Annotated in this window: 26 protein-coding genes; 14 read left to right on the plus strand and 12 right to left on the minus strand. The window is 65.3% G+C overall.

What is annotated here, in order from left to right; translation table 11 throughout:
* The first annotated feature begins 56 nt into the window (after positions 1 to 56).
* The 4 genes from KUV26_RS10170 to KUV26_RS10185 all read left to right on the plus strand — a co-directional run bounded on the left by KUV26_RS10170 (position 57) and on the right by KUV26_RS10185 (position 2,164).
* A complete protein-coding gene (locus KUV26_RS10170) occupies positions 57 to 668 on the plus strand; it encodes a DUF922 domain-containing protein (RefSeq protein ID WP_222508256.1) in 612 nt (203 codons plus the stop codon).
* A gap of 128 nt (positions 669 to 796) precedes the next feature.
* Complete coding sequence (gene pgsA / locus KUV26_RS10175) at positions 797 to 1,468, plus strand: CDP-diacylglycerol--glycerol-3-phosphate 3-phosphatidyltransferase (protein ID WP_222503416.1); 672 nt, start codon at positions 797 to 799, stop codon at positions 1,466 to 1,468.
* A complete protein-coding gene (moaD, locus tag KUV26_RS10180) occupies positions 1,468 to 1,713 on the plus strand; it encodes a molybdopterin converting factor subunit 1 (protein ID WP_222503417.1) in 246 nt (81 codons plus the stop codon). Before pgsA ends, moaD begins: the two co-directional genes overlap by 1 nt.
* A gap of 4 nt (positions 1,714 to 1,717) precedes the next feature.
* Positions 1,718 to 2,164: a molybdenum cofactor biosynthesis protein MoaE gene (locus KUV26_RS10185; RefSeq protein ID WP_222508257.1), complete on the plus strand. Its 447-nt coding sequence runs from the start codon at positions 1,718 to 1,720 to the stop codon at positions 2,162 to 2,164.
* Between the two features lie 314 nt (positions 2,165 to 2,478).
* Here the strand turns inward: KUV26_RS10185 and KUV26_RS10190 are convergent, their stop codons facing one another.
* From KUV26_RS10190 to ubiA, 3 genes are read right to left on the minus strand one after another with little or no spacing between them, the layout of a single operon-like run.
* Positions 2,479 to 2,793 carry a hypothetical protein gene (locus tag KUV26_RS10190; RefSeq protein WP_222479373.1) on the minus strand — a complete coding sequence of 105 codons (315 nt, stop codon included), beginning with the start codon at positions 2,791 to 2,793 and terminating at the stop codon, positions 2,479 to 2,481.
* On the minus strand, positions 2,790 to 4,679 hold the full coding sequence (locus tag KUV26_RS10195; protein WP_222508258.1) for an OmpA family protein: 1,890 nt from the start codon (positions 4,677 to 4,679) through the stop codon (positions 2,790 to 2,792). Before KUV26_RS10195 ends, KUV26_RS10190 begins: the two co-directional genes overlap by 4 nt.
* Positions 4,680 to 4,739: 60 nt before the next feature.
* Positions 4,740 to 5,702: a 4-hydroxybenzoate octaprenyltransferase gene (gene ubiA / locus KUV26_RS10200; RefSeq protein WP_222508259.1), complete on the minus strand. Its 963-nt coding sequence runs from the start codon at positions 5,700 to 5,702 to the stop codon at positions 4,740 to 4,742.
* A gap of 12 nt (positions 5,703 to 5,714) precedes the next feature.
* Here ubiA and KUV26_RS10205 point away from each other — a divergent pair, with 12 nt between their 5' ends.
* The 3 genes from KUV26_RS10205 (at position 5,715) to KUV26_RS10215 (ending at position 8,608) form a co-directional block, all read left to right on the plus strand.
* A complete protein-coding gene (locus KUV26_RS10205; RefSeq protein ID WP_222508260.1) occupies positions 5,715 to 6,440 on the plus strand; it encodes a 16S rRNA (uracil(1498)-N(3))-methyltransferase in 726 nt (241 codons plus the stop codon).
* A 204-nt stretch (positions 6,441 to 6,644) separates the two neighbouring features.
* Positions 6,645 to 7,172: a hypothetical protein gene (locus KUV26_RS10210; RefSeq protein ID WP_222508261.1), complete on the plus strand. Its 528-nt coding sequence runs from the start codon at positions 6,645 to 6,647 to the stop codon at positions 7,170 to 7,172.
* 65 nt (positions 7,173 to 7,237) lie between these two features.
* A complete protein-coding gene (locus tag KUV26_RS10215; RefSeq protein ID WP_222503423.1) occupies positions 7,238 to 8,608 on the plus strand; it encodes a glutamate--cysteine ligase in 1,371 nt (456 codons plus the stop codon).
* 106 nt (positions 8,609 to 8,714) lie between these two features.
* Here KUV26_RS10215 and KUV26_RS10220 read toward each other — a convergent pair whose 3' ends face one another.
* Complete coding sequence (locus KUV26_RS10220; RefSeq protein WP_222503424.1) at positions 8,715 to 9,191, minus strand: YHS domain-containing (seleno)protein; 477 nt, start codon at positions 9,189 to 9,191, stop codon at positions 8,715 to 8,717.
* Between the two features lie 240 nt (positions 9,192 to 9,431).
* On the opposite strand from KUV26_RS10220, the gene KUV26_RS10225 reads away from it, so the two are divergent.
* Positions 9,432 to 9,782: a hypothetical protein gene (locus KUV26_RS10225; protein WP_222508262.1), complete on the plus strand. Its 351-nt coding sequence runs from the start codon at positions 9,432 to 9,434 to the stop codon at positions 9,780 to 9,782.
* Here KUV26_RS10225 and KUV26_RS10230 read toward each other — a convergent pair.
* The 6 genes from KUV26_RS10230 to KUV26_RS10255 are packed head-to-tail and all read right to left on the minus strand — an operon-like array spanning position 9,772 to position 13,825.
* The gene (locus KUV26_RS10230; protein WP_222508263.1) at positions 9,772 to 10,044 is read right to left on the minus strand and encodes a hypothetical protein; all 273 of its coding nucleotides are present in this window, start codon (positions 10,042 to 10,044) and stop codon (positions 9,772 to 9,774) included. The two genes, KUV26_RS10225 and KUV26_RS10230, sit on opposite strands and share 11 nt — an antisense overlap.
* A complete protein-coding gene (gene plsY / locus KUV26_RS10235; protein WP_222508264.1) occupies positions 10,041 to 10,646 on the minus strand; it encodes a glycerol-3-phosphate 1-O-acyltransferase PlsY in 606 nt (201 codons plus the stop codon). The genes KUV26_RS10230 and plsY overlap by 4 nt, the downstream gene beginning before the upstream one ends.
* Positions 10,646 to 11,956: a dihydroorotase gene (pyrC, locus tag KUV26_RS10240; protein ID WP_222508265.1), complete on the minus strand. Its 1,311-nt coding sequence runs from the start codon at positions 11,954 to 11,956 to the stop codon at positions 10,646 to 10,648. The genes plsY and pyrC overlap by 1 nt, the downstream gene beginning before the upstream one ends.
* Positions 11,953 to 12,336 carry a hypothetical protein gene (locus tag KUV26_RS10245; RefSeq protein WP_222508266.1) on the minus strand — a complete coding sequence of 128 codons (384 nt, stop codon included), beginning with the start codon at positions 12,334 to 12,336 and terminating at the stop codon, positions 11,953 to 11,955. The genes pyrC and KUV26_RS10245 overlap by 4 nt, the downstream gene beginning before the upstream one ends.
* Positions 12,336 to 12,869, minus strand: coding sequence for a hypothetical protein (locus tag KUV26_RS10250; protein WP_222508363.1), 534 nt, complete (start codon positions 12,867 to 12,869; stop codon positions 12,336 to 12,338). Before KUV26_RS10250 ends, KUV26_RS10245 begins: the two co-directional genes overlap by 1 nt.
* Positions 12,870 to 12,874: 5 nt before the next feature.
* Positions 12,875 to 13,825 carry an aspartate carbamoyltransferase catalytic subunit gene (locus KUV26_RS10255; RefSeq protein WP_222503430.1) on the minus strand — a complete coding sequence of 317 codons (951 nt, stop codon included), beginning with the start codon at positions 13,823 to 13,825 and terminating at the stop codon, positions 12,875 to 12,877.
* Between the two features lie 186 nt (positions 13,826 to 14,011).
* Here KUV26_RS10255 and KUV26_RS10260 point away from each other — a divergent pair, with 186 nt between their 5' ends.
* The 6 genes from KUV26_RS10260 (at position 14,012) to KUV26_RS10285 (ending at position 21,526) form a co-directional block, all read left to right on the plus strand.
* Positions 14,012 to 14,776, plus strand: coding sequence for a uracil-DNA glycosylase family protein (locus tag KUV26_RS10260; RefSeq protein WP_222503431.1), 765 nt, complete (start codon positions 14,012 to 14,014; stop codon positions 14,774 to 14,776).
* A gap of 8 nt (positions 14,777 to 14,784) precedes the next feature.
* A complete protein-coding gene (locus tag KUV26_RS10265; RefSeq protein WP_222503432.1) occupies positions 14,785 to 15,384 on the plus strand; it encodes a metallophosphoesterase family protein in 600 nt (199 codons plus the stop codon).
* A complete protein-coding gene (locus KUV26_RS10270; protein WP_222508267.1) occupies positions 15,381 to 16,001 on the plus strand; it encodes a LysE family translocator in 621 nt (206 codons plus the stop codon). The genes KUV26_RS10265 and KUV26_RS10270 overlap by 4 nt, the downstream gene beginning before the upstream one ends.
* Positions 16,002 to 16,544, plus strand: coding sequence for a molybdenum cofactor biosynthesis protein B (gene moaB, locus KUV26_RS10275; protein ID WP_222503434.1), 543 nt, complete (start codon positions 16,002 to 16,004; stop codon positions 16,542 to 16,544).
* 126 nt (positions 16,545 to 16,670) lie between these two features.
* Positions 16,671 to 18,125, plus strand: coding sequence for an efflux RND transporter periplasmic adaptor subunit (locus KUV26_RS10280; protein ID WP_222508268.1), 1,455 nt, complete (start codon positions 16,671 to 16,673; stop codon positions 18,123 to 18,125).
* A 5-nt stretch (positions 18,126 to 18,130) separates the two neighbouring features.
* Positions 18,131 to 21,526 carry an efflux RND transporter permease subunit gene (locus KUV26_RS10285; protein ID WP_222508269.1) on the plus strand — a complete coding sequence of 1,132 codons (3,396 nt, stop codon included), beginning with the start codon at positions 18,131 to 18,133 and terminating at the stop codon, positions 21,524 to 21,526.
* On the opposite strand, the gene KUV26_RS10290 is transcribed toward KUV26_RS10285, so the two are convergent.
* Both KUV26_RS10290 and KUV26_RS10295 read right to left on the minus strand, forming a co-directional pair.
* A complete protein-coding gene (locus KUV26_RS10290) occupies positions 21,496 to 21,957 on the minus strand; it encodes an NUDIX hydrolase (RefSeq protein WP_222503437.1) in 462 nt (153 codons plus the stop codon). The genes KUV26_RS10285 and KUV26_RS10290 overlap by 31 nt on opposite strands.
* Complete coding sequence (locus KUV26_RS10295; RefSeq protein ID WP_222508270.1) at positions 21,954 to 22,775, minus strand: protein-disulfide reductase DsbD domain-containing protein; 822 nt, start codon at positions 22,773 to 22,775, stop codon at positions 21,954 to 21,956. The genes KUV26_RS10290 and KUV26_RS10295 overlap by 4 nt, the downstream gene beginning before the upstream one ends.
* Positions 22,776 to 22,816 lie beyond the last annotated feature (41 nt).

Consider the following 22,816-nt stretch of genomic DNA (forward strand, 5'->3'; position numbering starts at 1 on the left):
GCGCAATGGCAATCGCGCTATTTTTGAAGGGCAGTCCCTAGCTGCCCGGAGGAGTTATGCCCGTCTCTCTGACCGTGAAACCCGTTGTCTATGATCCCTATCCGGTGTCCGGAAAGACGCTTCCGGATGTTGCCAAAAGCATCAAAAAGAGCGGTCCGAAAGACCCGAATGACAACAAGAAGGTGGCTTTTCTGACCACAACCGAGCTGGAATGCATGACCGCCAAGGGCAAGTTTGCAGCCGATGGAAAGGCAAAGATCGACAAGAAGACCGGCTGGTTCGAAGTGAGAGCGAAGGTCTCGGCCCTCAAAGTTGTCCTGCACACAACCGTCCGCTGCCCGAGACGCTCTGTCAGCGGGCTGTCGCCGCGGGCGCTGATTGAATGGTATCGCTTTTATGCCTGCTGCCTGGCGCATGAGGCCCAACATGTGGATAAGGCTAAGAAGGAATGCGGGAAGATCGCCAAGGAATTGGACAAGCTGAAAGGCACCGGGCTGGCGGAAACCGAGGCCGAGGCCCTTAAGCAGGCAAAGGAGGATTTGATGCGGGTTATCAATATCCATATCTTTGACGGCCGCGACCGGCTCAACGAGGTGCACCGGAAATTTGATCGTTCCAGTCATCACGGTGAAAAGAAGGGTGCGTTGCTGGATACGTCCGTTGGGTGAGGGGGATGCGAAGCACGTGCGTTCATACTGGAGCGGCAACGCGCGATGGCCCCGGTCTTTGCCAGACATCGCCAAATTTTAGTCAAGCCCGCTTTCCACTTTCGAAACAGCCGGATAATGTGCGCCGCATGAAGTGGACTTTACCCAATATTCTCACCCTGCTGCGGCTGGTCGCGGCGCCCGGCCTGGCCGTGATGTTCCTGTACTTCCACCGGCCCTATGCGGACTGGTTTGCCTTGCTGCTGTTTGTCACCGCTGCGGTGACCGACTGGTTCGACGGCTATCTGGCGCGGGCCTGGAAGCAGGAAACCAAGATGGGGGCGATGCTGGACCCGATTGCTGACAAGGCGATGGTGGTGATCGCGCTGATGATTCTGGTGGGCTACTCCACCGAACACTGGACCCCTTGGCTCGTGCTGCCCGCCACGGTGATCCTGTTCCGCGAAGTGTTTGTGTCGGGGCTGCGCGAATTTTTGGGCGCAGCGGCCGGGACGCTGAAGGTGACCAAGCTTGCCAAGTGGAAGACCACCGCGCAGATGATCGCCATCGCCACCCTGTTCTCCCAGGGCATTTTTGAGCACTATCTTGTCATGTCCTCCTTTGGCATGGATCAGGCGCTGATTGACCAGATCATGACCGGGGAAGTTTCCGACGAAATGGGCCTGCGCTGGAAATTCGAGGGCATGGTGTGGACAGGGCGCATCGGGTTGTGGCTGCTTTGGGTTGCCGCTGCCCTGACTGCGATTACCGGGGTCGACTATCTGCGCAAGGCGATGCCGCATCTGAAGGAGGCACATTGATGGACATCCTCTATTTCGCCTGGGTACGGGAGCGCATCGGCCTGCCGCGCGAACGGGTGGAGACCTCTGCCGCCACGGTTGCGGATCTGGTCGAGGAGCTGCGCGGGCGCGAAGACCGCTATGCAGCAGCTTTTGCCGATTTGTCCGCCCTGCGGGTGGCGCTGGACCAGGAGCTGTCGGAATTCGATGCGCCGCTGGACGGGGTGCGCGAAGTCGCTTTTTTCCCGCCGATGACCGGAGGCTGAGGCAATGCGGATTTCCGTGCAGGTAGCCCCGTTTGAATTGGGTGCCGAAAGCGACGCCTTCGCGGCAGGGGTGGAAAACGCCGGCGCCGTCGTGACCTTCGCAGGTGTTGTCCGGGATTCCGATCAGGGCGGACTTCAGGCGATGGAGATCGAGCATTACCCCGGCATGACGGAAAAGGCGCTGACTGCCATCGCGGAGGAGGCCGTGGAGCGCTGGTCGCTGGCTGATGCCTTGGTGATCCACCGCCACGGCCGCTTGGCCCCGGGTGAGCGCATCATGATGGTCGCTACAGCTGCCCGCCACCGCAAGGACGCGTTTGAGGCGGCGGAATATCTGATGGACTATCTGAAATCGCGCGCCCCCTTCTGGAAAAAGGAAATCCTGGCCGGCGGAGGGTCGGACTGGGTGGCGGCCAAAGTTGCCGACGAAGACGCTCTGAAACGCTGGTGAAACCGCGGCAGGGAGCTCCCGCCAGATGTTCAATCATCACAGATGATTTCCGCCTGTTGGGCCCGGCGCCGCGCTTACGCGCGGCGTCTTCTTCTGTGGAGAAGGCCTGAACGGGCAGGTTTGCCCGGTCAGGTCCAACGCAAGTTTTTAGAGTTGCGCATCAAGAGGAAGCCGCTGCGCGGGGCCTGCGGACTCCTTGACCCGCCGGTGGTTAAATGAGGCCCGCACCGCGCGCTGGCGCGGTGCCATGCCCAAGGCTGTGGCGCAACCAGCGTGGGTTTCAGGCGCGGGAGCGCGCCGCTCAGCGCGTCTGCCTAATGCGGGATCTGGCTGCGCAGCTCTTCGGCCTCGCGGCGGGCCTCGCGCAGGCCATCCATCGCCGCGCGCAGCTCTGCCTCGGTCTGGGTCAGCTGGTTGGTCAGTTCCGCCTCGCGCTGCTGCAAATACGTGATTGCCTGATCGCGCGTCTCTTCCGCCTCATGCAGCTCCTGGCTCATCCGGTCGAGATCGGCCACATCGCTTTGACGCACACGGGTGAAGCGGTGCACCAGCCAATTGGCAAACCAGCCCATGGCAAAGGCCGCAAACAGGATGATCGCGGTGGTGATGATGAACTCGGTCCTGTTCATTCCTCTGTAGTCTCCTGTGCGTCCTCAGCGCTGCCGGCGGTCCCGCCGGTATCCTCGATATCCGCTTCCTCCTGCTCTGCAGGGCGGACCAGCTTGAACTCGATGCGGCGGTTGGCCTCGCGGCCTTCTTCGGTGCCATTGTCGGCAATCGGCTCGCTCTCGCCATAGCCCTTAGCGGCGAAGGTCGAGGTTACAACCCGGCGCGCGCGCAGTTCGTTCAGCACCGATTGCGCCCTTGCCTGGCTCAGGTTCTGGTTCATCACTTCGCGCCCCTGGCTGTCGGTGTGGCCCTGAATCTCCAGCCGCACCGGGCCGCAGTTGGCCAGAACTTCAGCGATACGGTCCATGGTGCCGGCGCTTTCCGCGGCAATGGTGGCGGATCCGGGTTCAAAGGTGATCTTTGATTCGGCTTGGGCACTGGCAAGCTGCGCCTCGCAGAGTTCAGGCGCGATCGGCTGGTCCTTGGGTGCAGGCGGTTCCTCGTAAGTGATGTCGAGGCCGTAGGTCTCCGCCTCACCCAGCTTGGCCGACAGGAAACGGGCGATCTCAGCGAGCGCATCCTTGCGGTAGCTCATGCCGCGCAGTTCCAGGTTTTCCGGTGTTACCGTCACCGAGCCGCGCTGCAGGTAAGACAGCGCCTCCAGTCCGGCCAGCACCCGAACCGGCCAATCAGGGGGCAGGTCGGCGACGACGCGGGTGGCGGTGTGCACATTGGCCGAGCCGAAGCGAGCCTTGGCATAGCTGTCGGCCACCGTGCGCAGGGCAGCGTCGCTCAGCCGGCCGCGCAGCTGCACCTGGCCTTCTGGGCTAAGGGTAGCGGTGAACTCCGGCGGCCCGGCGGTGGCGCTGGATTCGGGCACCGGCAGCACCGCGTGCAAGGCAAAGACTCTGGGCAGGGCGCTTTCCAGTTCGCCCACCACGTGGTCGAAAGTGCCGCTGGCGGTGCCTTCTGCGGCCACCAGAGTAATATCGGCATTGGCAATGGTGACGGAGCCGCCGCCAAGCTCCGCAAGGCTGGCGATGCTCAATTCCGCCGCGCGGGCCCAGTTCGGCGAGGGCACGCCCATGCCAATCACGCAATCGGCCTCCCCCTCCAGCCCGGCCTTGCGGGCCGCAGCAAGAATGCGTTTGCGGCTTTCCTCGCTCTCGGCGGAGCAGGCATCGAACTGGGCGCCGCCTTCCTCCAGCAGGAAGCGCAGGGTGAAGGGGGTAATCACCGGACGCGGCGCCGCAATGTCCATCGCTAAACGCAGCCCCGGAGGCGCCAGCCGGCCCAGCTGCTCTTCCAGCCGGTGCTTGGCCTCTTCACTGCCGGAAATTGCGGTGATGGATACCTCGCCGGCTTCCACCGAAATCTTGGCGCGCGGCAACAGCTTCAACGCCTCGACGGCAAAATCCAGCGCCTGCTGCCAGCCCTCGGGCTTGGCATATTTGGCGGTTTCCAGAAGGTCCGCGACGCTGCCTTCCCCTGCCAGGGCGTTCAGCTGCTTGACCATCGCTGCGCGGCCGGAGCCTGCCGGGATCAGCCCGATAATAGAGATGCCGCTGTCATTGCGCAGGATTTCCGCGGAAAACCGCGGCGGTGCCAGGCCCTTGGCCGGGGGAACCTCCATCCCGTCGATGATCCGGGCCGCATCCACCACGCCGCCAACCAGGGAAATCACCGAAAACCGGGTTGCTTCGTCGGGCGCCGTGCCTTCCAGCAGCACCTGAAGCCCGTCCGCGGTGACTTCCGCCCAGGTGTGCCCGGCACGGTCAAGTGTCTGGCGCACCCCGGTTTCGGTGCTGCGCTCAACTGCGGTGACGGTAAAACCGGCGGCAACAAGGCTCAGCCCTGCGGCGGCTGTGAAAGCCAGGCCTGGGATCAGCAGAGAGGACAAGCGCATATGGCGGCAATTTCCCTTGGTCAGTTAGTGGCTCATACCCTGCCGGGCGCGGCGGTTCAATCACACGAACATGGCGAGCGCAAAGAAGATCAGCGGGATCAGGCCGGTATCGCGGTTGAGCCGGAACAGCTGCAGCAGCCGGGCATTGTTTTCCGCGTCAAAGGCGCGCAACTGCCAGGTCATGTGCCAGCCCATCGCCCAAGGGGCGGCCAGGGCCAGCACCAGCGCCAGCACTGAGGCGCTCTCCAGCATCGCTCCGATCACTGCCATCGCCATCAGGCAGACGAAGGCAACGATGAAGCGGCGCAGCCACATTGGTGTTTGGCTGCCGAATAGCCGGGCGGTGGATTTCACGCCGATCAGCGCGTCATCCTCGGTGTCCTGATGGGCATAGATGGTGTCATAGAACAGTGTCCAGGCGATGCCCGCCAGATACAGCAGCACCGGTGGCCATCCCATGGATCCGGTGTGCGCCACCCAAGCCAGCATGGCGCCCCAGTTGAAGGCGAGGCCGAGGAACACCTGCGGCCACCAGGTGAACCGCTTGGCAAAGGGATAGACCGCCACCGGCAGCAGCGACAGGATGCCCATGGCAATGGCCGCCTGGTTGAAAGTCAGCAGGATTGCAAGCCCAGCCAGGCACTGCAGCCCCATCCAGGCCAGCGCGCCCTTGACCGTCACTTGGCCCGAGGGGATCGGGCGCGAGCGGGTGCGCTCCACCTGGCCGTCGAAGTTGCGGTCGGTGATGTCGTTCCAGGTGCAACCGGCCCCGCGCATCAGCCAGGCGCCGGCCGCGCAGCCGATGGCAATCCAAAGGTCGCTCCAGCGCGGGCTTTGATCCGCGAGGATCGCCAGTGCCAGCCCCCACCAGCAGGGGATCAGCAACAGCCAGGTGCCGATCGGACGGTCGGCGCGGCTGAGGCGCAGGTAGGGCCGCGTCCATTCCGGCGCATATGTGTCGACCCAGTTTCCCTTGACCGCATCCGCGACCTGACCCTCTGGCGCTGGCTTCTGGCCTTGCATATGTAGGACCCCATGAGTGCAAAAATCAGACTGTATGTAGAGCACCCTTTGGGGGCAGGGCAATCGGTTCCCTTGGATCGTGATCAGGCGCATTACCTGTTCGGGGTGATGCGGCTGTCTGTTGGCGCCTATGTGGCGCTGTTCAACGGCCAGGATGGCGAGTGGCTGGCCGAGGTTGCTGAAGCCGGCAAACGCGGCGGCACGCTGGTCTGCCTGGAGCAGACGAAGCCCCTGCAGCTGCCGCCGGACCTGTGGCTGATGTTTGCCCCGATCAAGAAGGCGCGCACCGATTTCATTGTCGAAAAGGCGGCGGAGATGGGCGCCGCCCGCATCCTGCCGGTGCAGACCGAGTTCACCAATTCCGAACGCATCCGCCAGGACCGGCTGCAGGCTCATGCGGTCGAGGCGGCAGAGCAATGCGGCGGCACCTATGTGCCGGAGGTGGCGGATTTGCAGAAACTCCCGCGCCTCCTGGACCTGTGGCCCGCCGAGCGGCAGCTGATGTTCTGCGATGAGGCTGAGGTGGGCAATGCGCTGCAACTGGCCGCGGAGACGCAGAAAGTCGCCCCATGGGCCATTCTGATCGGTCCGGAAGGCGGCTTTTCCGAGGCGGAGCGCAAACGCCTTCACGCGCTGCCGCAATCCCATGTGGTCAGCCTCGGCCCCCGCATTTTGCGCGCGGACACCGCAGCCGTGGCCGCCATGACCCTATGGCAGCAGGCGCTGGGGGACTGGTAAAAGCGGGGCCATGTCTCCGGTCACGGTTTGGAAACCATTTTCGGTTAACCTTTTCGTGTGCGTCAGCGGCAGCCGGCGGTGCAGAAACCGCCCACGCAGCCTGCAATCGGCGTGGCCGCCATTGCATCCGCCGCCCTGACCCCACAAGTAAGGAGGGCACGGCAGGCCGTACCGCCTGCCAGACGTTTTTATGAGGCGAAACACATGAGTTTCATCCGCCCCGAAGCCCGCGACGCGCTGTGGCAATGGCGCGAGGTTCTGGCCGCTGCCCTGATGTTCCTGCTGGGGCTGAAATGGGCGTTTTCCTCGGCTGGCTTTACTGCGATCAGCGGCTGGGCTCTGGTTGCCACCGGGCTGGTGACCGCAGTGATCGGCGCCCAGCGGATGCGGTTCCGGCGCGGCACCGGCGGCCCTGGCGTGGTGCAGGTGGATGAAGGGCAGATCGCCTATTTCGGGCCGCTCACCGGCGGTGCGGTTGCGGCCTCGGAACTGGAGCGGCTGGCGCTGGATCACACTTCCAAGCCGCCGCACTGGCTGCTGGAGCAGCCCGGCCAGCCGCCGCTGGCAATCCCGGTGAATGCGGAAGGTTATGAGGCGCTGTTTGATGTCTTTGCCGCCCTCCCGGGCCTCAAGACTGAGCGGATGCTGGCGGAGCTGCGCCGCCGGGGCCCTCACCAGGTCGTGATTTGGGAGCGTGCCGCCAGCCGCCCGGAACATCAGCGCCTGCATTGACACCGGCGGCGATTCCGCCCACGACTGACCCTTCAAGACAGATCTAACAGGACGGAGTGCCAGGCATGTCCATTCCCCAGTCCGGCGGCGGGCCGATCGAACGCCACGAGCAGCTTGCCCAGTATCTTGCCGACGGCTGCAAACCCAAGGAAGACTGGCGCATCGGCACCGAGCACGAGAAGTTCGGCTTCTGCAAGGACACGCTGAAGCCGCTTCCCTATGCCGGCGAGCGCTCCATCCAGGCAGTGCTTGAGGGCCTGCGCGACGGCCACGGCTGGGCGCCGCTGACTGAAGGCGGCAACCTGATCGGTCTGACCAAGGACGGCGCCAACATCAGCCTGGAGCCGGGCGGCCAGCTGGAACTGTCCGGCGCGCCGCTGGAAACCATCCACGAGACCTGCGACGAGGTGAACGCCCACCTGCGCGACGTCAAGGACATCGCCGACAAGATCGGCGTCGGATTCATCGGCCTGGGCGCCGCCCCTGTGTGGCGCCATGAAGACATGCCGCTGATGCCCAAGGGCCGCTATAAGCTGATGGACGGCTACATGCAGGAAGTCGGCACCATGGGCACCACCATGATGCGCCGCACCTGCACCGTGCAGGTGAACCTCGATTTTTCCTCCGAGGCAGACATGGTGCAGAAGCTGCGGGTGGCGCTGGCACTGCAGCCGGTCGCAACGGCGCTGTTTGCCAACTCCCCTTTCTTGGACGGCCGGCCCAACGGCCACAAGTCCTGGCGCGCCCGCGTCTGGCGCTCGCTGGACGCCGATCGGACCGGCATGCTGCCGTTTGTGTTCGAGGAGGGCTTCGGGTTCGAGGCCTGGGTGCAATACGCCCTCGATGTGCCGATGTATTTCGTCTACCGCAACGGCGAATACATCAACGCGCTCGGCATGTCCTTCCGCGACTTTCTCAAGGGCGAGCTGCCTGCGCTGCCCGGCGAAACCCCAACGCTCAGCGATTGGGCCGACCACCTGACCACCATCTTCCCCGAGGCGCGCATCAAGAAATTCATCGAGATGCGCGGCGCCGACGGCGGCCCCTGGCGCCGCCTCTGTGCGCTGCCGGCCTTCTGGGTGGGGCTCACCTATGATCAGACCGCGCTGGACGCGGCCTGGGACCTGGTCAAGGGCTGGGACGCGGAAACCCGCGACGCCCTGCGCGTCGCCGCCTCGGAACAGGGGCTGCAGGCCAAGGTGAACGGCATCAGCATGCACGAGCTGGCCCGCGAGACGGTCGCGATCTCCGAAGGCGGCCTCAAGGCGCGCGCGCGCCCCGGCGCTGGCGGTCTGGTGCCGGACGAAACCCATTTCCTGAACGCGCTGAAGGACAGCCTGGAAACCGGCAAGGTCCCCGCGGATGAGCTGATGGAGCGCTACAACGGCGCCTGGGAGGGGGATCTCTCCCGCATTTACAGCGAATTCGCCTACTGACTACAGACGAAAGAGGCCGCGCTCCGGGCGCGGCCTTTTTTATTTAAGAAACCGGCGGCAGATTGCCCTGCCGCCGGTTGTTTGCACGTGAGTGGAGGCCTCAGGCCTACTGCGTCTGCAGCTCCGCCGGGTCTTTGTCCGCAATATCGGTCCAGTTGGCGTTGGCATTCTGGATGAAGCCCGGAATGTCGCCTTCCCAGCGGTCCTGAATGTCCTGCGACAGGTTCAGGTACAGGGTGTTGTCGACGATCTTCCAGTGGTTCGGATCGCCGTCGAACTTGAAGCCCATCGCAGTGCCGAAGGCGCAATAGCCGCCGTAGGCCGGCACATAGGCTTCGGGATTCTTTTCAAACGCCGCTTTGTGCTCTTCCGTGGCAAAGCGGTAGGTTGCGTCATTGTAAATGGAAGTGATTTTGTAGCTGCCCTTGGTGGGGGCACCGTCCGTGAAATATGCGACCGGGTCATAGCCCTGCATGGCCAGGCCGGTGGAGGATGCGTTGATTTCAACGCCCGCCGCCAGTGCCGAGGTTGCCATCGCAACCGACAGAGCCACACCGCTGATCAGTGCCTTTACTTTGTTCATGGTCCCGTCCTTTCAAATCCCGGCCGCGGCGTTCCCAAATGCTTGCCCGGCCGGCGTTTCACCATGTGTGCCGCGGTATGCTGCGGGTCACGGAACCGATGTGGAGAGCCGGGCGATCACATTCAAAGCAACTCAAATTGAATGTGCGCGGGGCGGCAGCTGGCTGTGCATTGCCGCGCAGAAAGGGTGACAGGTTGCACAGATGCGGTCAGAGTGAGGGCAGGCTAGCTGGAGACTTGTATGACACGCCTATTTCCCATCCGCCGCGCAATTCTGGGTGGCCTTTTGACGGCCGCAGCCTTTGCCGGGGCGGCCGCAGCCCAAAGCATCAGCGGCAGCTACCGCGCCGAGGGGCGCAACCCCGACGGTAGCGCTTATGCCGGCACGGTGCAGATCCGCGACAACGGAGGCGCCATCGAGATGAACTGGCAGGTCGGCAGCCAGACTTATGCCGGGACCGGCACCCGCAACGGCGATGTGGTCTGGGTCAACTGGGGCGATACCTACCCGGTGGTCTACGTGCGGATGCCCGATGGCGAGCTGCATGGCACCTGGTCCAACGGCCGCGCGCTGGAACGGCTCATTCCGTGACCTGCAGCGACAGTACGAAGCGGACTACCTTTTCCGCGGGCATCTCGCAGGGTTTAAGACGCGCACCGGAGGCCAGACGGTAGAGGTTCAGACTGATACAGTCCGTGCTGCCCAGCTCCCGCGCCAGAAGTTTCTGAGCCTTGCCTTCGGCCAGATCCAGGCGGACCGCGGCATAGCGCCGCCCACCAGCTTTCCCTGTGAAGGCGCCCAGCGGCAGGGCGTCAAAAGCTGCAAGAAAGGCCTGCAGTTCCTCCGGTGTCACTTTTGGCCGATCCGCGGTTCGGTGCCCGCCCGCAGCCGCGCAATATTGGCGGAATGGCGGATGTAGACCACCACCGCCAGCAGTGCCGCCAGTACCGCAACCGGCTGATATCCGAGCAGCATTGCCCAGACTGCGCCGGACGCGGCTGAAACCAGCGCCCCCATCGAGGAAATCCGGCTGACCGCAGCTGCCGCCAGCCAGGTCAGGCAGCAGGCAATACCCACCGGCCATGCCAGCGCCAGCATCAGCCCCAGGAATGTGGCCACGCCTTTGCCGCCCTTGAAGCCCAGCCAGACCGGAAAGCAATGGCCAAGGAAGGCCATCAGCCCCGCCGCCTGCGCCGCATCTTCGCCGGCCAAAAAGCGGGCCAGCAGCACCGCCGCCGCGCCCTTGCCGCCATCCAGAAGCAGTGTCAGTGCTGCGGCGGCCTTGCTGCCGGTGCGCAGCACGTTGGTGGTGCCGATATTGCCGGAACCGATTTCCCGCAGGTTGCCGAGCCCGAAGATCCTGGTGACAACCATGCCAAACGGGACCGAGCCCAGGCCGTAGCCGATCACCGCCCATAGAAACAGAACGGCAGCAGAGCTTTCGAGAACAGGCATCAGTCCCTCCGGTAGACGGGCTCACCGGCCACATAGGTTGCTTCGACCCGGCCCTGCACCCGCTGGCCGTCATAAGGCGTGTTCTGCGATTTCGAGCGCAGCTTGAAACGGTCCAGCACAAAGGGCACATCGGCATCGAACAGCACCAGATCAGCGGGCGCGCCCGCCGCCAGGCGGCCGCTCTCCAGCCCCAGCCGTCTGGCCGGGTTCAGCGCCATGGCGCGGAACAGCGTCGGCAGGTCCAGCAGTTCCGCATGGTACAATCGCAGCGCTGCCGGAAGCAGCGTCTCCAGCGCCACCGCACCGGCTGCGGCTTCCTCGAACGGCAGGCGCTTGCTTTCCTCGTCTTGCGGCGTGTGCATCGAGGAGATGATATCGATCAGCCCCGAACGCACCGCCTCGACCACTGCCAGCCGGTCGTCTTCCGAGCGCAGCGGCGGCTTCACCTTGAAGAAGCTGCGGTAGCCCGCAACGTCCAGCTCATTCAGCGTCAGGTGGTGGATTGAGGTGCCCGCGGTAATGTCGAGCCCGTTGGCCTTGGCCCGTTCCAGCGCGGGCAGGGCGCGTGCTGTCGTAATCTGGTCGGCGTGGTACTTCGCGCCGGTCATTTCCAGCAAAGCAATATCCCGGTCCAGCCCCATCCGCTCTGCCATCGGCGACACTGCGGGCAGGCCGTAGAGTGCCGCAAACTTGCCGCTGGTGGCGGCCGCGCCCTTGCTCAGAACCGGCTCCTGCGGGTGGGCAATGACCAACGCGCCGCAGGAGCGGGCATAGGTCAGCGCCCGCTGGAACACCTTGGTGTTGCTGACCACGTGGTCGCAGTCGGAAAACGCCACCGCGCCGGCATCCATCAGGAAGCCGATCTCGGTCATCTCGCGGCCCTCACGCCCCTTGGTCAGCGCCGCCATCGGCAAGACGTTGACCGGCGCATCGGCCTGGGCGCGGCGAGTGACGAATTCCAGCGTCTCCGGGCTGTCGATCGCAGGCGCGGTGTCCGGGCGGGTCACGATGGTGGTGACCCCGCCTGCGGCTGCCGCAAGCCCCGCGGATTTATAGCTTTCCTTGTGCCGCTCGCCCGGTTCGCACACCTTGACGCCGATATCCACAATCCCCGGCGCCAGGCATTTGCCGCCGCAGTCGATATGGGTCACATCTTCTGACCTGATGTTTCGCGCGCGAAACAACTGGTCAGGATCTGTGACGTTCTTTTCGACCGCAGCGATCCGCCCGTTTTGGACCAGCACCATGCCCGGTGTATCGCTGCCACCCTCCGGGTCGATCAGGCGGGCGTTGGTGAAGAGAGTGCTCATGCCTTGGCTCTTTCGATTGCGTTGAGGGTCGCGGCCGGGTCGGCCTGGTATTTGATAAGGTGCTTGTCGCCGCCCTTGGTGACCACCTGCACATAGCTGCCCATGGTTTTGACAGCTTCGATTTGCGTGACCGGAACCGAACGCCCCGCGGGCCCCGAGAAAGACTCCCGGGTCAGGATCCAGACCGCCGCCAGCTCCTCGCTGGCCATGTACCAGCCGCGCAAGCCGATGGCGGCCAGCCCGCCGATGGCGCCGGTCCAGATGTGCGGGCTGTCGATGATCCACAGCACCGCCATGGCGCCGCCCATGCCGATGGCCGCCATCCAGGCGTGGGCGCGGACATAGGCGCCGCGGTCCGGTCTGATCTCCTGTGCCGCCATCAGGTCACGAGCACCCAGATCAGCAGTGCAATCAGCAGCATCACCACGGCAAACAGCCCCGCACCGATGCGGCGGGCCTGCGACCGCGCCGTGCGCGGCGGCAGTTTCGGAGCGGAATAGGGCTTGGCGCTCTCGGCGGTTTCGGGCGGCGCGCTCCAATTGGTCCGCCGCTCGCCATAGGTCCCGATCAGTTTGATCTGATCCGCCGGGGTCAGCCGCGTTTCCTTGCCTTCAAAAGCGCGCGAGCGGATCAGCAGCACGTGGCCCTCCAGCGCCTGCAGCATCGCGCGGTCTTCTTCGACCTGCGCCCGCGGCACGCCGCAGCCCTCAGTCAGGTAGCCGGTCAGGCCGATGTCCTCCAGGTCGGAGACCGGGAAGACCTCCACCTGGTCCATGTCGAGCGCCTCGATCCCCAGGACCTGCGCCAGCGCGCCGGGTTCCTTCAGGAACGCCGCCTGCTCGGGCCGCATGTCCAGCGCAAACAGCCGGATCACACCGCGCTCGCCCGCCGGGATATGGATCACGCCCTCCACGCCGCTCATCCGGCCATGGCCTGGCGTTCGGCGCGCAGGTTGCGGGCCAGCAGGTCCATCGCCGCCATCCGCACCGCGACACCCATTTCCACCTGCTCCTGAATGACCGAGCGGTTGATGTCATCGGCGAGCGTGCCGTCGATTTCCACGCCGCGGTTCATCGGGCCGGGGTGCATGACGATGGCGTCGGGCTTGGCCAGTGCCAGCTTTTCGGCGTCGAGGCCATAGCGGTGGTAATACTCGCGCTCGGACGGAATGAAACCGCCGTCCATCCGCTCTTTCTGAAGCCGCAGCATCATCACGACATCGACGTCCTTTAGTCCTTCGCGCATGTCGTCATAGATCTCGGCGCCGAACTCGGCGAACTGGCCGGGCACCAGCGTCGGCGGGCCGATCAGGCGGATGCGGTTTTCCATCTTGCCCAGAAGGATCAGGTTCGACCGCGCCACGCGGGAATGGGCAATGTCGCCGCAGATCGCGATGTTCAGCCGGTGCAGACGGCCCTTCGAGCGGCGGATGGTCAGCGCGTCCAGCAACGCCTGTGTCGGGTGCTCATGCTTGCCGTCGCCCGCGTTCAGCACAGCGCAGTTCACCTTCTGCGCCAAGAGGTCCACCGCACCGGAATGCGGATGGCGCACGACCAAAAGATCCGGGTGCATCGCGTTCAGCGTCATCGCGGTGTCGATCAGCGTCTCGCCCTTCTTGATCGAGGAGGCCTGCATCGCCATGTTCATCACATCCGCGCCCAGCCGCTTGCCCGCCAGCTCGAAACTGGCCTGGGTGCGGGTGGAGTTCTCAAAGAACATGTTGATCTGGGTAAGGCCCGCCAGCACGTCGGAGTGCTTTTCCGGGCGGCGGTTCAGCGCCACATAGTCGTCGGCCAGGTCGAGGATCGCGGTGATCTCATGCGGCTTCAGCGGTTCGATGCCAAGCAGGTGGCGGTGTTCGAAGGACATATGGGGCGGCTCCGCTTGATTTGCCGGTTCTTATAGGCGGGGCGGGCGGATGCGGCAAGGCAGAGCAGGCGAGGGGCCGGCCCCTCGCGCTCCCCGGAGTATTTTCTGAAAGATGAAAGGCTTGAATCTGCGGCATGGCGGCGGAGAGGTGTTCCGCTTGCCGGCTGGGCGGAGTAGCTTGGGCGCATGGAATCGGCATTGGATTACTGGAGCGCCCGGGCGCTGTTGGAGTGGCAGGCAGAGCTTGGCGCCACCGAGGCGCTGTGCGACGAACCGGTCGACCGCTATGCGCTGGAACAGGCCGCGCCCAAGCCGAAACCGGGCGCTGCCCCCGCACCGCCGCCCAAGCCCAAGGACGTGAACCCGGCCGAGGTGGCCCAGAAGGCCGCCAGGGGCGCAGCCTCCCTGCCTGCCTTGCGCGATGCGATGGACGGCTTCAGCCACTGCGACCTGAAGCGCGGCGCCCGTAACCTGGTGTTCTCCGACGGCCAGGCCGGCGCGCGGGTGATGATCATCGGCGAGGCTCCGGGCCGCGATGAGGATCTGCAGGGCAAACCCTTCGTGGGCCGCGCCGGGCAGCTTCTGGACAAGATGCTGGAGGCGATCGGCCTCAGCCGCGCGGAAAACGTCTATATCACCAACGTGCTGCCCTGGCGGCCGCCGCAGAACCGCGACCCGTTGCCCGCCGAGATTGCCATGCTGACGCCTTTTCTGGAGCGGCATGTGGCGCTGGCCGAGCCGGACATCCTTGTGCTGATGGGCAATATCAGCTGTCAGGCGGTGCTTGGCAAACGCGGCATCACCCGGCTGCGCGGGCAATGGGATCAGGCCTGGACGAAACCGGTCATCCCGATGTTCCACCCGGCCTATTTGTTGCGCCAGCCGCAGCAGAAGCGGCTGGCCTGGGCCGACCTGCTGGAGCTGAAGGCGCGTCTGGGGAGCTTGTCCTGAGGTAGCCCATGAAAATTCTGGCATTCTCCGATCTGCATCTCTCTGCCTCCCATGCGGCGGATATCGTCGCTGCCAGTGCCGGCGCGGATCTGGTGATCGGTGCGGGCGATTTTTGCAATATGCGGATGGGGCTGGACAGTGCTGTGGCGATGCTGGCCGGGCTGAAGGCGCCTATGGTGGCGGTCCCCGGTAACGGTGAAAGCGCGCAGGAGCTGCGCGCCGCGGGATTTGCCAATACCGCCGTGCTGCACGGCGAGGGCCGGGACTTCGAAGGCCTTCGCCTTTTCGGGCTGGGCTGCGGGGTGCCGGAGACGCCCTTTGGCAGCTGGTCATGCGATCTGAGCGAGGTGCAGGCAGCGGCGATGCTGGCGGCCTGCGATCATGCCGACATCCTGATTTCCCATTCACCGCCCAAGGGGCTGGGAGACGTGACTTCGGGCGGGCTCTCTGTTGGCTCCACCGCGGTCCGGGCCGCAGCAGAGAGGATCCAGCCGCAGCTGCTGCTCTGCGGCCACGTGCATGATTGCTGGGGCTTCCGCGGCCAACTTGGGAAAACTCAGGTCGCCAATCTTGGTCCCGGGGTGAACTGGTTCGAGGTGGAGCCGTGATTGATGCCGTGACCTTGCTTGCCTTCATCCCGGCGGCCTTGGCGCTGAACCTGACGCCGGGCGCGGACATGATGTTTTGCCTGGGCCAGGGCCTGAGGTCCGGGCGCGGGGCGGCGGTGGCGGCCAGTGCCGGGATCTCGGCGGGCAGCATGGTCCATGTGACGGCGGCCGGCCTCGGGCTGGGGGCGGTGGTCGCTGCAATGCCTGCGCTGTTCGCCGTGATCCGCTGGGTCGGTGTGGCCTATCTGCTGTATCTGGCCTGGGGGGCCTTGCGCAGCGGGCCGGTCAGGCCGGATGCGCCTGCGGTTCCTGCCCGTCAGGCGTTCCGCTCCGGATTTCTTGTCAACCTGACGAACCCCAAGGTGATCCTGTTCGTGCTCGCCTTCGTGCCGCAATTCGTGAAGCCGGAGGCCGGGCCGGTGCTGGCGCAATTCCTGGCCTTCGGGCTGATCCTGTCTGCGGGCGGGTTTTTCATCAACGGGCTGGTGGGTGTTTTTGCGGGCCAGGCGGGCCGGCAGCTGACAGGCTCGCCGGTGTTCGCGCGCTGGCTGGGCCGGGTGTCGGCCGGAATTTTTGCAGGGCTGGCCGTGCGGCTGGCGGTTTTGGAGAAGGCCTAGATGTCCCGGATTGACGAAAGCAAGGAATTCATCCCGGTCCGCATTGCGGTGCTGACGGTATCGGATTCCCGGAAAATGGAGGACGACCGTTCCGGCCAGGTACTGGTGGACCGGCTGCGCGACGCAGGCCATACGCTGGCCGATCGCAGGATCATCCCGGATGAGCGGGCAGAGATTGCCGGCCAGCTGCGCGCCTGGATCGCCGACCCCAAGGTGGATGTGGTGATCTCCACCGGCGGCACCGGCCTGACCGGCCGCGATGTGACGGTGGAGGCGCACCGCGACGTCTATGAGAAGGAAATCGAGGCCTTCGGAACCGTCTTCACTTGGGTTTCGATGCAGAAGATCGGCACCAGTGCGGTGCAGTCGCGCGCCACGGGCGGCGTCGCAGGCGGAACGTACCTGTTTGCGCTGCCCGGCAGCCCTGGCGCCTGCAAGGATGGCTGGGATGAGATCCTGTCAAAACAGCTCGATTACCGCCACCGGCCCTGCAATTTCGTGGAAATCATGCCCAGATTGGACGAACATCTGCGCCGGAAGTGAGCGCGCGCGGCGTGTAACCTCGCAAACCCGCGCGAAAATTCTATATTTTCATGCGGGGACAAGGCATTTGCGCTTTTGGCCGGCCATGAGCGGCCCCGGCAGCAGCCGCCACCGGAAGGGAGAGATATGCGCTTTTTGCGTCAGAGTTTGATGGGGCTTTTCCTTGCGTCGCTGACGGCGGCTCTGCTGCTCTATGCCGGGCAGATGATCTATGGCGCCATAGAGGCGCAGCTCAATGCCGAGCGCAAAGTGCCGCCGGTGCGCGAGCGGGTGTTTGCAGTGAACGTGGTCACCGCGGACCTGCAGACCGTTGCGCCGGAGCTTACGGCCTTTGGCAGGGTCGACAGCCGCCGCACCCTGGAACTGCGGACGGCCGTCGGCGGCCGGGTTGTGCAGCTCTCTGAGGATTTCGAAGAAGGCGGCACCGTGCGGGCAGGTGAGGTGCTGGTGCAGATTGACCCGGCGGATGCGCAGGCTGTGCTGGACCGGGCCGAGGCCGACATGATGGATGCCCGCGCCGAGGAACGCGATGCGGGCCGGGCGCTTATTCTGGCGCAGGACGAGCTGCAGGCGGCCCAGGACCAGGCGCAGCTGCGCGAGCGCGCCTTTCAGCGGCAGGTGGATTTGCAGGAGCGCGGAGTCGGTACTGCAGCCACGGTGGAAACCGCGGAACTGGCGGCGGTCCAGGCCCGTCAGGCGGTGATCTCGCACCGCCAGGCGGTCAGCCAGGCAGAGGCGCGCTCCGATCAGGCCGCAACCCGGGTGGCCAGGGCGGAGATCGCGCTGGGCGAGGCCCGCCGCGACCTGGAGGATACCACCATCAGGGCGGGCTTCGACGGCACCCTGCAGGCGGTCAGCCTGGTGCAGGGACGGCTTGTTTCGGCCAATGAAAAACTGGCGGATTTGGTTGACCCCGACCTTCTGGAAGTGGCGTTCCGGGTCTCTACAGCGCAATATGCCCGGCTGCTGGATGGCGGCGGCCAGCTGCTCAAGGCCCCGGTCAGGGTGTCGCTGGATGCCGCTGGCGCCGGCCTCAGCGCGACCGGGCGGATCTCGCGCGCCAGCGGCGCGGCGGGTGACGGGCAGACCGGGCGGCTGGTCTATGCCAGCCTGGACGCTGCGCCGGGCTTCAAGCCCGGGGATTTTGTGACGGTTCATGTGACCGAGCCCGAGGTCCGGGCGGTGGCGAGGGTTCCCGCTTCCGCTCTCGGTGCCGACGGCTCGGTGCTGCTGCTGGGGGCTGAGGACCGGCTGGAGGCGCTGCCGGTCGAACTGGTGCGCCGTCAGGGCGACGACGTGCTGATCCGCGGTTCGGGCCTGGAGGGGCGCGAGGTCGTTACCGGGCGCACGCCGTTGCTGGGCGCAGGCATCAAGGTGCGCCCGCTGCGCCAGGGGGCCGAGGTGCAGGCTCTGCCGGAGCTGATCGAACTGACGGACGAGCGCCGCGCCCGGCTTGTGGCGCTGGTGGAGCGTAACAGCCGGATGCCCTCAGAGATGAAGGTCAAGATGCTGCAGCAGCTGGCTGAGGCCAAGGTGCCTGCGCAACTGGTCAGCCGTATCGAATCCCGGATGGGAGGCTGAGGGCGATGGTCCGCGAGCTCCCCCGGCAAGCCCGCGGGCTGTTCGGCTATTTCACCCGCCACCGCACGGCAGCCAACCTCCTGCTGGTCATAATGCTGGTGCTGGGCGCGGCAGCGATGCCCAACATGCGGGCGCAGTTCTTCCCGGACGTGATCGTCGAGAGCGTCACCGTTACCGTCGAATGGGAGGGGGCCGGGCCGGAGGACGTGGACAGCGCGATCGTGCAGGTGCTGGAGCCGGTGCTGCTGGCGGTGGACGGGGTGGAGGAAACCTCCTCCATTTCCCGCGAAGGCTGGGCCACGCTGACGCTGGAGTTTGAGCCCGGTTCCGACATGGGGCAGGCAACCGACGATGTGCAGACGGCGGTGGATGGCATCACCACGCTCCCGGAAGAGGCGGAGGAGCCGGAAGTTCGCCGCGGCGCCTGGCGCGACCGGGTGACAGACGTGGTGATCTCCGGACCGGTCGCGGCGGCGCAGCTGGGTCTCTTTGCTGATGAGCTGGTGGTAAGGCTCTTTGAGGCTGGCGTCACCCGCACCACTATCCGCGGCATTGCAGCGCCTGAAACCATCGTCGAGGTGCCCACGGCCAAGCTGATCACCCACGGCATCACCATGCGCGAGATTGCCGAAGCCATCGCGGCAGAGGTGGATGCCGCCCCAGCAGGCGACGTGACCGGCGCCAATGCCCGGGTCCGCACCGGCAGCGAGAAACGCAAACCGGAGGAGCTGGCAGCCATTGTTCTGCGCACCAATCCCGACGGATCGGTGCTTACCATCGCCGACGTGGCACAGATCCGGATCGAGGGCTTCGACCGTGACCGCGCCTACTTCGTTGGAGAACATCCGGCGATGTCGATCCGGATCGACCGGTCCGATCAGGGCAATGCCATCCGCCTGCAGCACCAGGTGCAGGAGGTGGTGGATCAGATGCAGGCAAGCCTGCCGCAAGGGGTGACAGCGCAGATGATCCGCACCCGGGCGCAGTCAATCACCGACCGCTTGGACATGCTGGTCGACAACGGCTTGATGGGCCTCGCCCTGGTGCTTTGCCTGCTGTTTCTGTTCCTCAACACCCGCATCGCCTTCTGGGTGGCGATGGGCATCCCGGCCTCGATGTTCGCCGCCGTGGCGCTGATGTATGCCGCCGGAATCACGATCAACATGGTCAGCCTGTTTGGCCTGATTATCACCCTGGGCATCGTGGTGGACGATGCCATCGTCGTAGGGGAACACGCTGATTTCCGGGTGCGGCGGCTGGGCGAAAGCCCCATCCAGGCGGCCGAAAATGCAGCCCGGCGCATGGCGATGCCGGTCTTCGCCGCCACGCTCACGACCATCATTGCCTTTTTCGGCCTGACGCTGGTGGGCGGGCGCTTTGGCGAATTGATCCGTGACATTCCCTTCACCGTGATTGCGGTGCTGGCGGCGTCGCTGGTGGAATGCTTCCTGATCCTGCCCAACCATCTGGCTCACGCGCTGACACATGCCCGGGCGCACCACTGGTACGACTGGCCCAACCGGATGGTGAACCGTGGTTTCCGCTGGCTGCGCGACCATGCTTTCCGCCCTCTGATGGGCCTCATCGTCACTGCCCGTTACGCGGTCCTGGCAGGCGCCCTGGCGGTGCTGGCCAGCCAGGCGGCACTGTTCATAAACGGCGATGTGCAATGGCGTTTCTTCAACGCGCCGGAGCGCGGCTCGGTCAGCGGCAACTTCGCCATGGCAGAGGGGGCAACCCGTGCCGACACCCTGGCGATGATGCGGGAAATGCAGCGCGCGACAGAGGAGCTGGGCGCGGAATACGAAGAACGGTATGGCCGCAATCCGCTGGATTTCGTGATGGCGGAGGTCGGCGGCAACGCCGGCCGCGGCCTGAGCGGGGTGGAAGCCAAGGACACTGACCTCCTGGGCGGCATCTCGATTGAACTGATCGACGCAGACCTGCGTCCCTATTCCAGCTTTGCCTTCGTCGCGGAACTGCAGAAGCGGGTGGTGCGCCATCCGATGGCCGAAACGGTCTCTTTCCGCAGCTGGCGGTCGGGGCCGGGCGGCGATGCGTTGGATGTGCAGTTTTCGGGCCCCAGCGTGCAGGTGCTCAAGAACGCTTCGGAGGATCTGAAGACGGCGTTGCTGCGCTTCCCGGAAGTTTCCGCGGTGGAGGACAATCTGGCCTATGACAAGGAAGAGGTGATCCTCGACCTTACCCCGCAGGGGCAGGCGCTGAATTTCACCATCGGCAGCTTGGGCCAGGCGCTCCGGGCGCGGCTCAACGGCATTGAGGCGGCAACCTACCCGGACGGGCCGCGCAGCGCCACGATCCGGGTGGAACTGCCGGAAAACGAACTGACCGCCGACTTTCTGGAGCGTACCCTGATGCGGGCGCCGAGCGGCATCTATGTGCCGCTCGCCGATATTGTCTCCGTCACCCAGCGCACCGGATTCTCCACCGTGCGGCGTGAAAACGGCATCCGAGTGATCAGCGTGACCGGCGACATCTCCGAGGATGACCCGGCCCGTGCCGAGGCTGTCACTCAGGCCCTGCAGAACGACATCCTGCCGAGGATCGCCAGCGAGCGGCAGGTGGAATGGCGCCTGTCCGGGCTGGCCGAGCAGGAGCAGACATTCCTCCAGGAGGCTGCCACCGGCCTGATCCTCTGTCTTACCGGCATCTATCTGATTCTGGCCTGGATCTTTGCCAGCTGGACCCGGCCGCTGGTGGTGATGGCGATCATTCCGTTCGGCCTGGTGGGCACAATATGGGGCCACTACATGTGGGAGGTGCCGCTGAGCATGTTCACCGTGGTGGGCCTGCTGGGGATGACCGGGATCATTATCAACGATTCCATCGTGCTGGTGACCACCATCGACCAGTATGCCGAAGACCGCGGCCTGATCCCCTCCATCATCGACGCGGCAGCAGACCGGCTGCGCCCGGTGATGCTGACCACCATGACCACGGTGCTGGGGCTCGCGCCGCTGCTGTTTGAGCGCTCCCAGCAGGCGCAGTTCCTGAAACCGACGGTGATCACGCTGGTCTACGGCCTGGGTTTCGGCATGTTCCTGGTGCTGCTGGTGGTCCCGGCGCTGGTTGCGATGCAGCGCGACCTGTCGCGGCCGCTGACATCTCTGCGCCGCGCCTTGCGGCAGGGGGCCGGGCGCCTGCGCTGGCTGGTGCTGGGAACGGCTCTGGCGCAGCTGGGCTGGCTGGTGCTGACTTTGGGCTGGGCCATGGCCACCGGCGCTTTGCACCCGGCCTTGCGGATGCTGCCCGCTCTTGCAGCGATGGAGCCGGTGCGCGCGGGGCTGCTGGCCTTCCTTGCAGGCGCTTTGGTGCTGGCGCTGCTCGCCTATGCTGCTGGCGGCATTACCTACCGGCTCAACGCCCGCCAGCGGGCCTGAGCCAGCCGCGCAACGTCGCTGACCTGATCCAGCAGCTGCAGCCCGCGGGCCTCGATCTCTGCAATCGGGATCCACTCGGCCTGTTCGGCGTCATCATCAGGCGCCGGTTCGCCGCTGAGGTGCTCGCAGAGCACCACGGTCAGCAGGTACTGCCGCCGCGGCGCGCCCGCCGCATCGCGGGAGATCACGTCGACATTGGTGAGATATTCCAAGGGCCGTGCGGTCACGCCGGTTTCTTCCTTCAGCTCGCGCGCCGCTGCCTGCAGCGCCGTCTCACCCATCTCCACATGGCCGCCGGGAAAGCCCCACCAGCCTGCATTCGGCTCCTTTCCGCGCTGCACCAGGATCACCTGATCCTGCCCGCCAATATGGCGGCAGACCACGGCAATGGCGCCCAGGACCGGGCGGGCCAGGGTGCCAGGCGCGCTCATCCGGCGCTGCAGCCCTGAATATCAACCGCGTGGTTTTTTCCCAGCACCGTGATCCGCAGTTTTGAGCGGTCGATGGCATAGCTATTGCCGTCCGCTGGCAGGAATTCGGTCTCTGCCACCAGCTGCCCGCCTTCACGCCGGGTGCTGGTTTCGCCTGCAAATAGCCTGGGATTGCCCGGCTCGATCACCGCAATCTCCTCGCCGCCGGCGGAGGGCATTGAGATGCGGGCGGTGACCGTCATGCCGTATTGCGTGGGGTGCAGGCTGCAGGACGCCGCACGCACACCAGCCTCTTTGGCGGTCCACGGGCGGCTGGCCATTGCAGCGGCAATCGCCGGGTGGCGGCCCGCGCTGCTGTCCAGCTGATGGTCGAATTCCAGTTCGGCCGGCACGCAGACATCCTTGCACACCCCCAGCTGCATCCGCCCTTTCAGGCGCACCGGCTTGCCCGGGGTTTCGGGCGTGATCTCCACCGGGAGCACCAGCTGATCGTGATAGCCGATGGTGCGGTAGCCGGAGGTCAGGAACACCTCGGGCGCGGGCCAGATGATCGACAGCTCTCCGACATTGCGGGCGCCGCGCCAGGAAAAGCTTGGCGGGATGCCGGCATCGCCAGGCGCGCGCCAATAGGTCTTCCACCCCGGCTGCAGGGTGATCCGCAGCGCGCCCAGATGGGTGCCGCGCGGGGTCAGGCCGCCATCAAGCACCTCGATCCGCACGATGTCGCCCTCAGCGGCACCAGAAAGGGCAGGGGCGGGCATCGCGACTGCAAACAGGGCCGCAGCGGCAGCAGCGGATTTGGTCAGCGTCTGTCTCATGCCCGAATAAATGCGCCTGCCAGCCGGGTTTGCCAAGTCAC

Origin of the sequence: Leisingera daeponensis (assembly GCF_019801465.1) — a bacterium.
In the GTDB taxonomy this organism is placed as follows: Bacteria; Pseudomonadota; Alphaproteobacteria; order Rhodobacterales; family Rhodobacteraceae; genus Leisingera; species Leisingera daeponensis_A.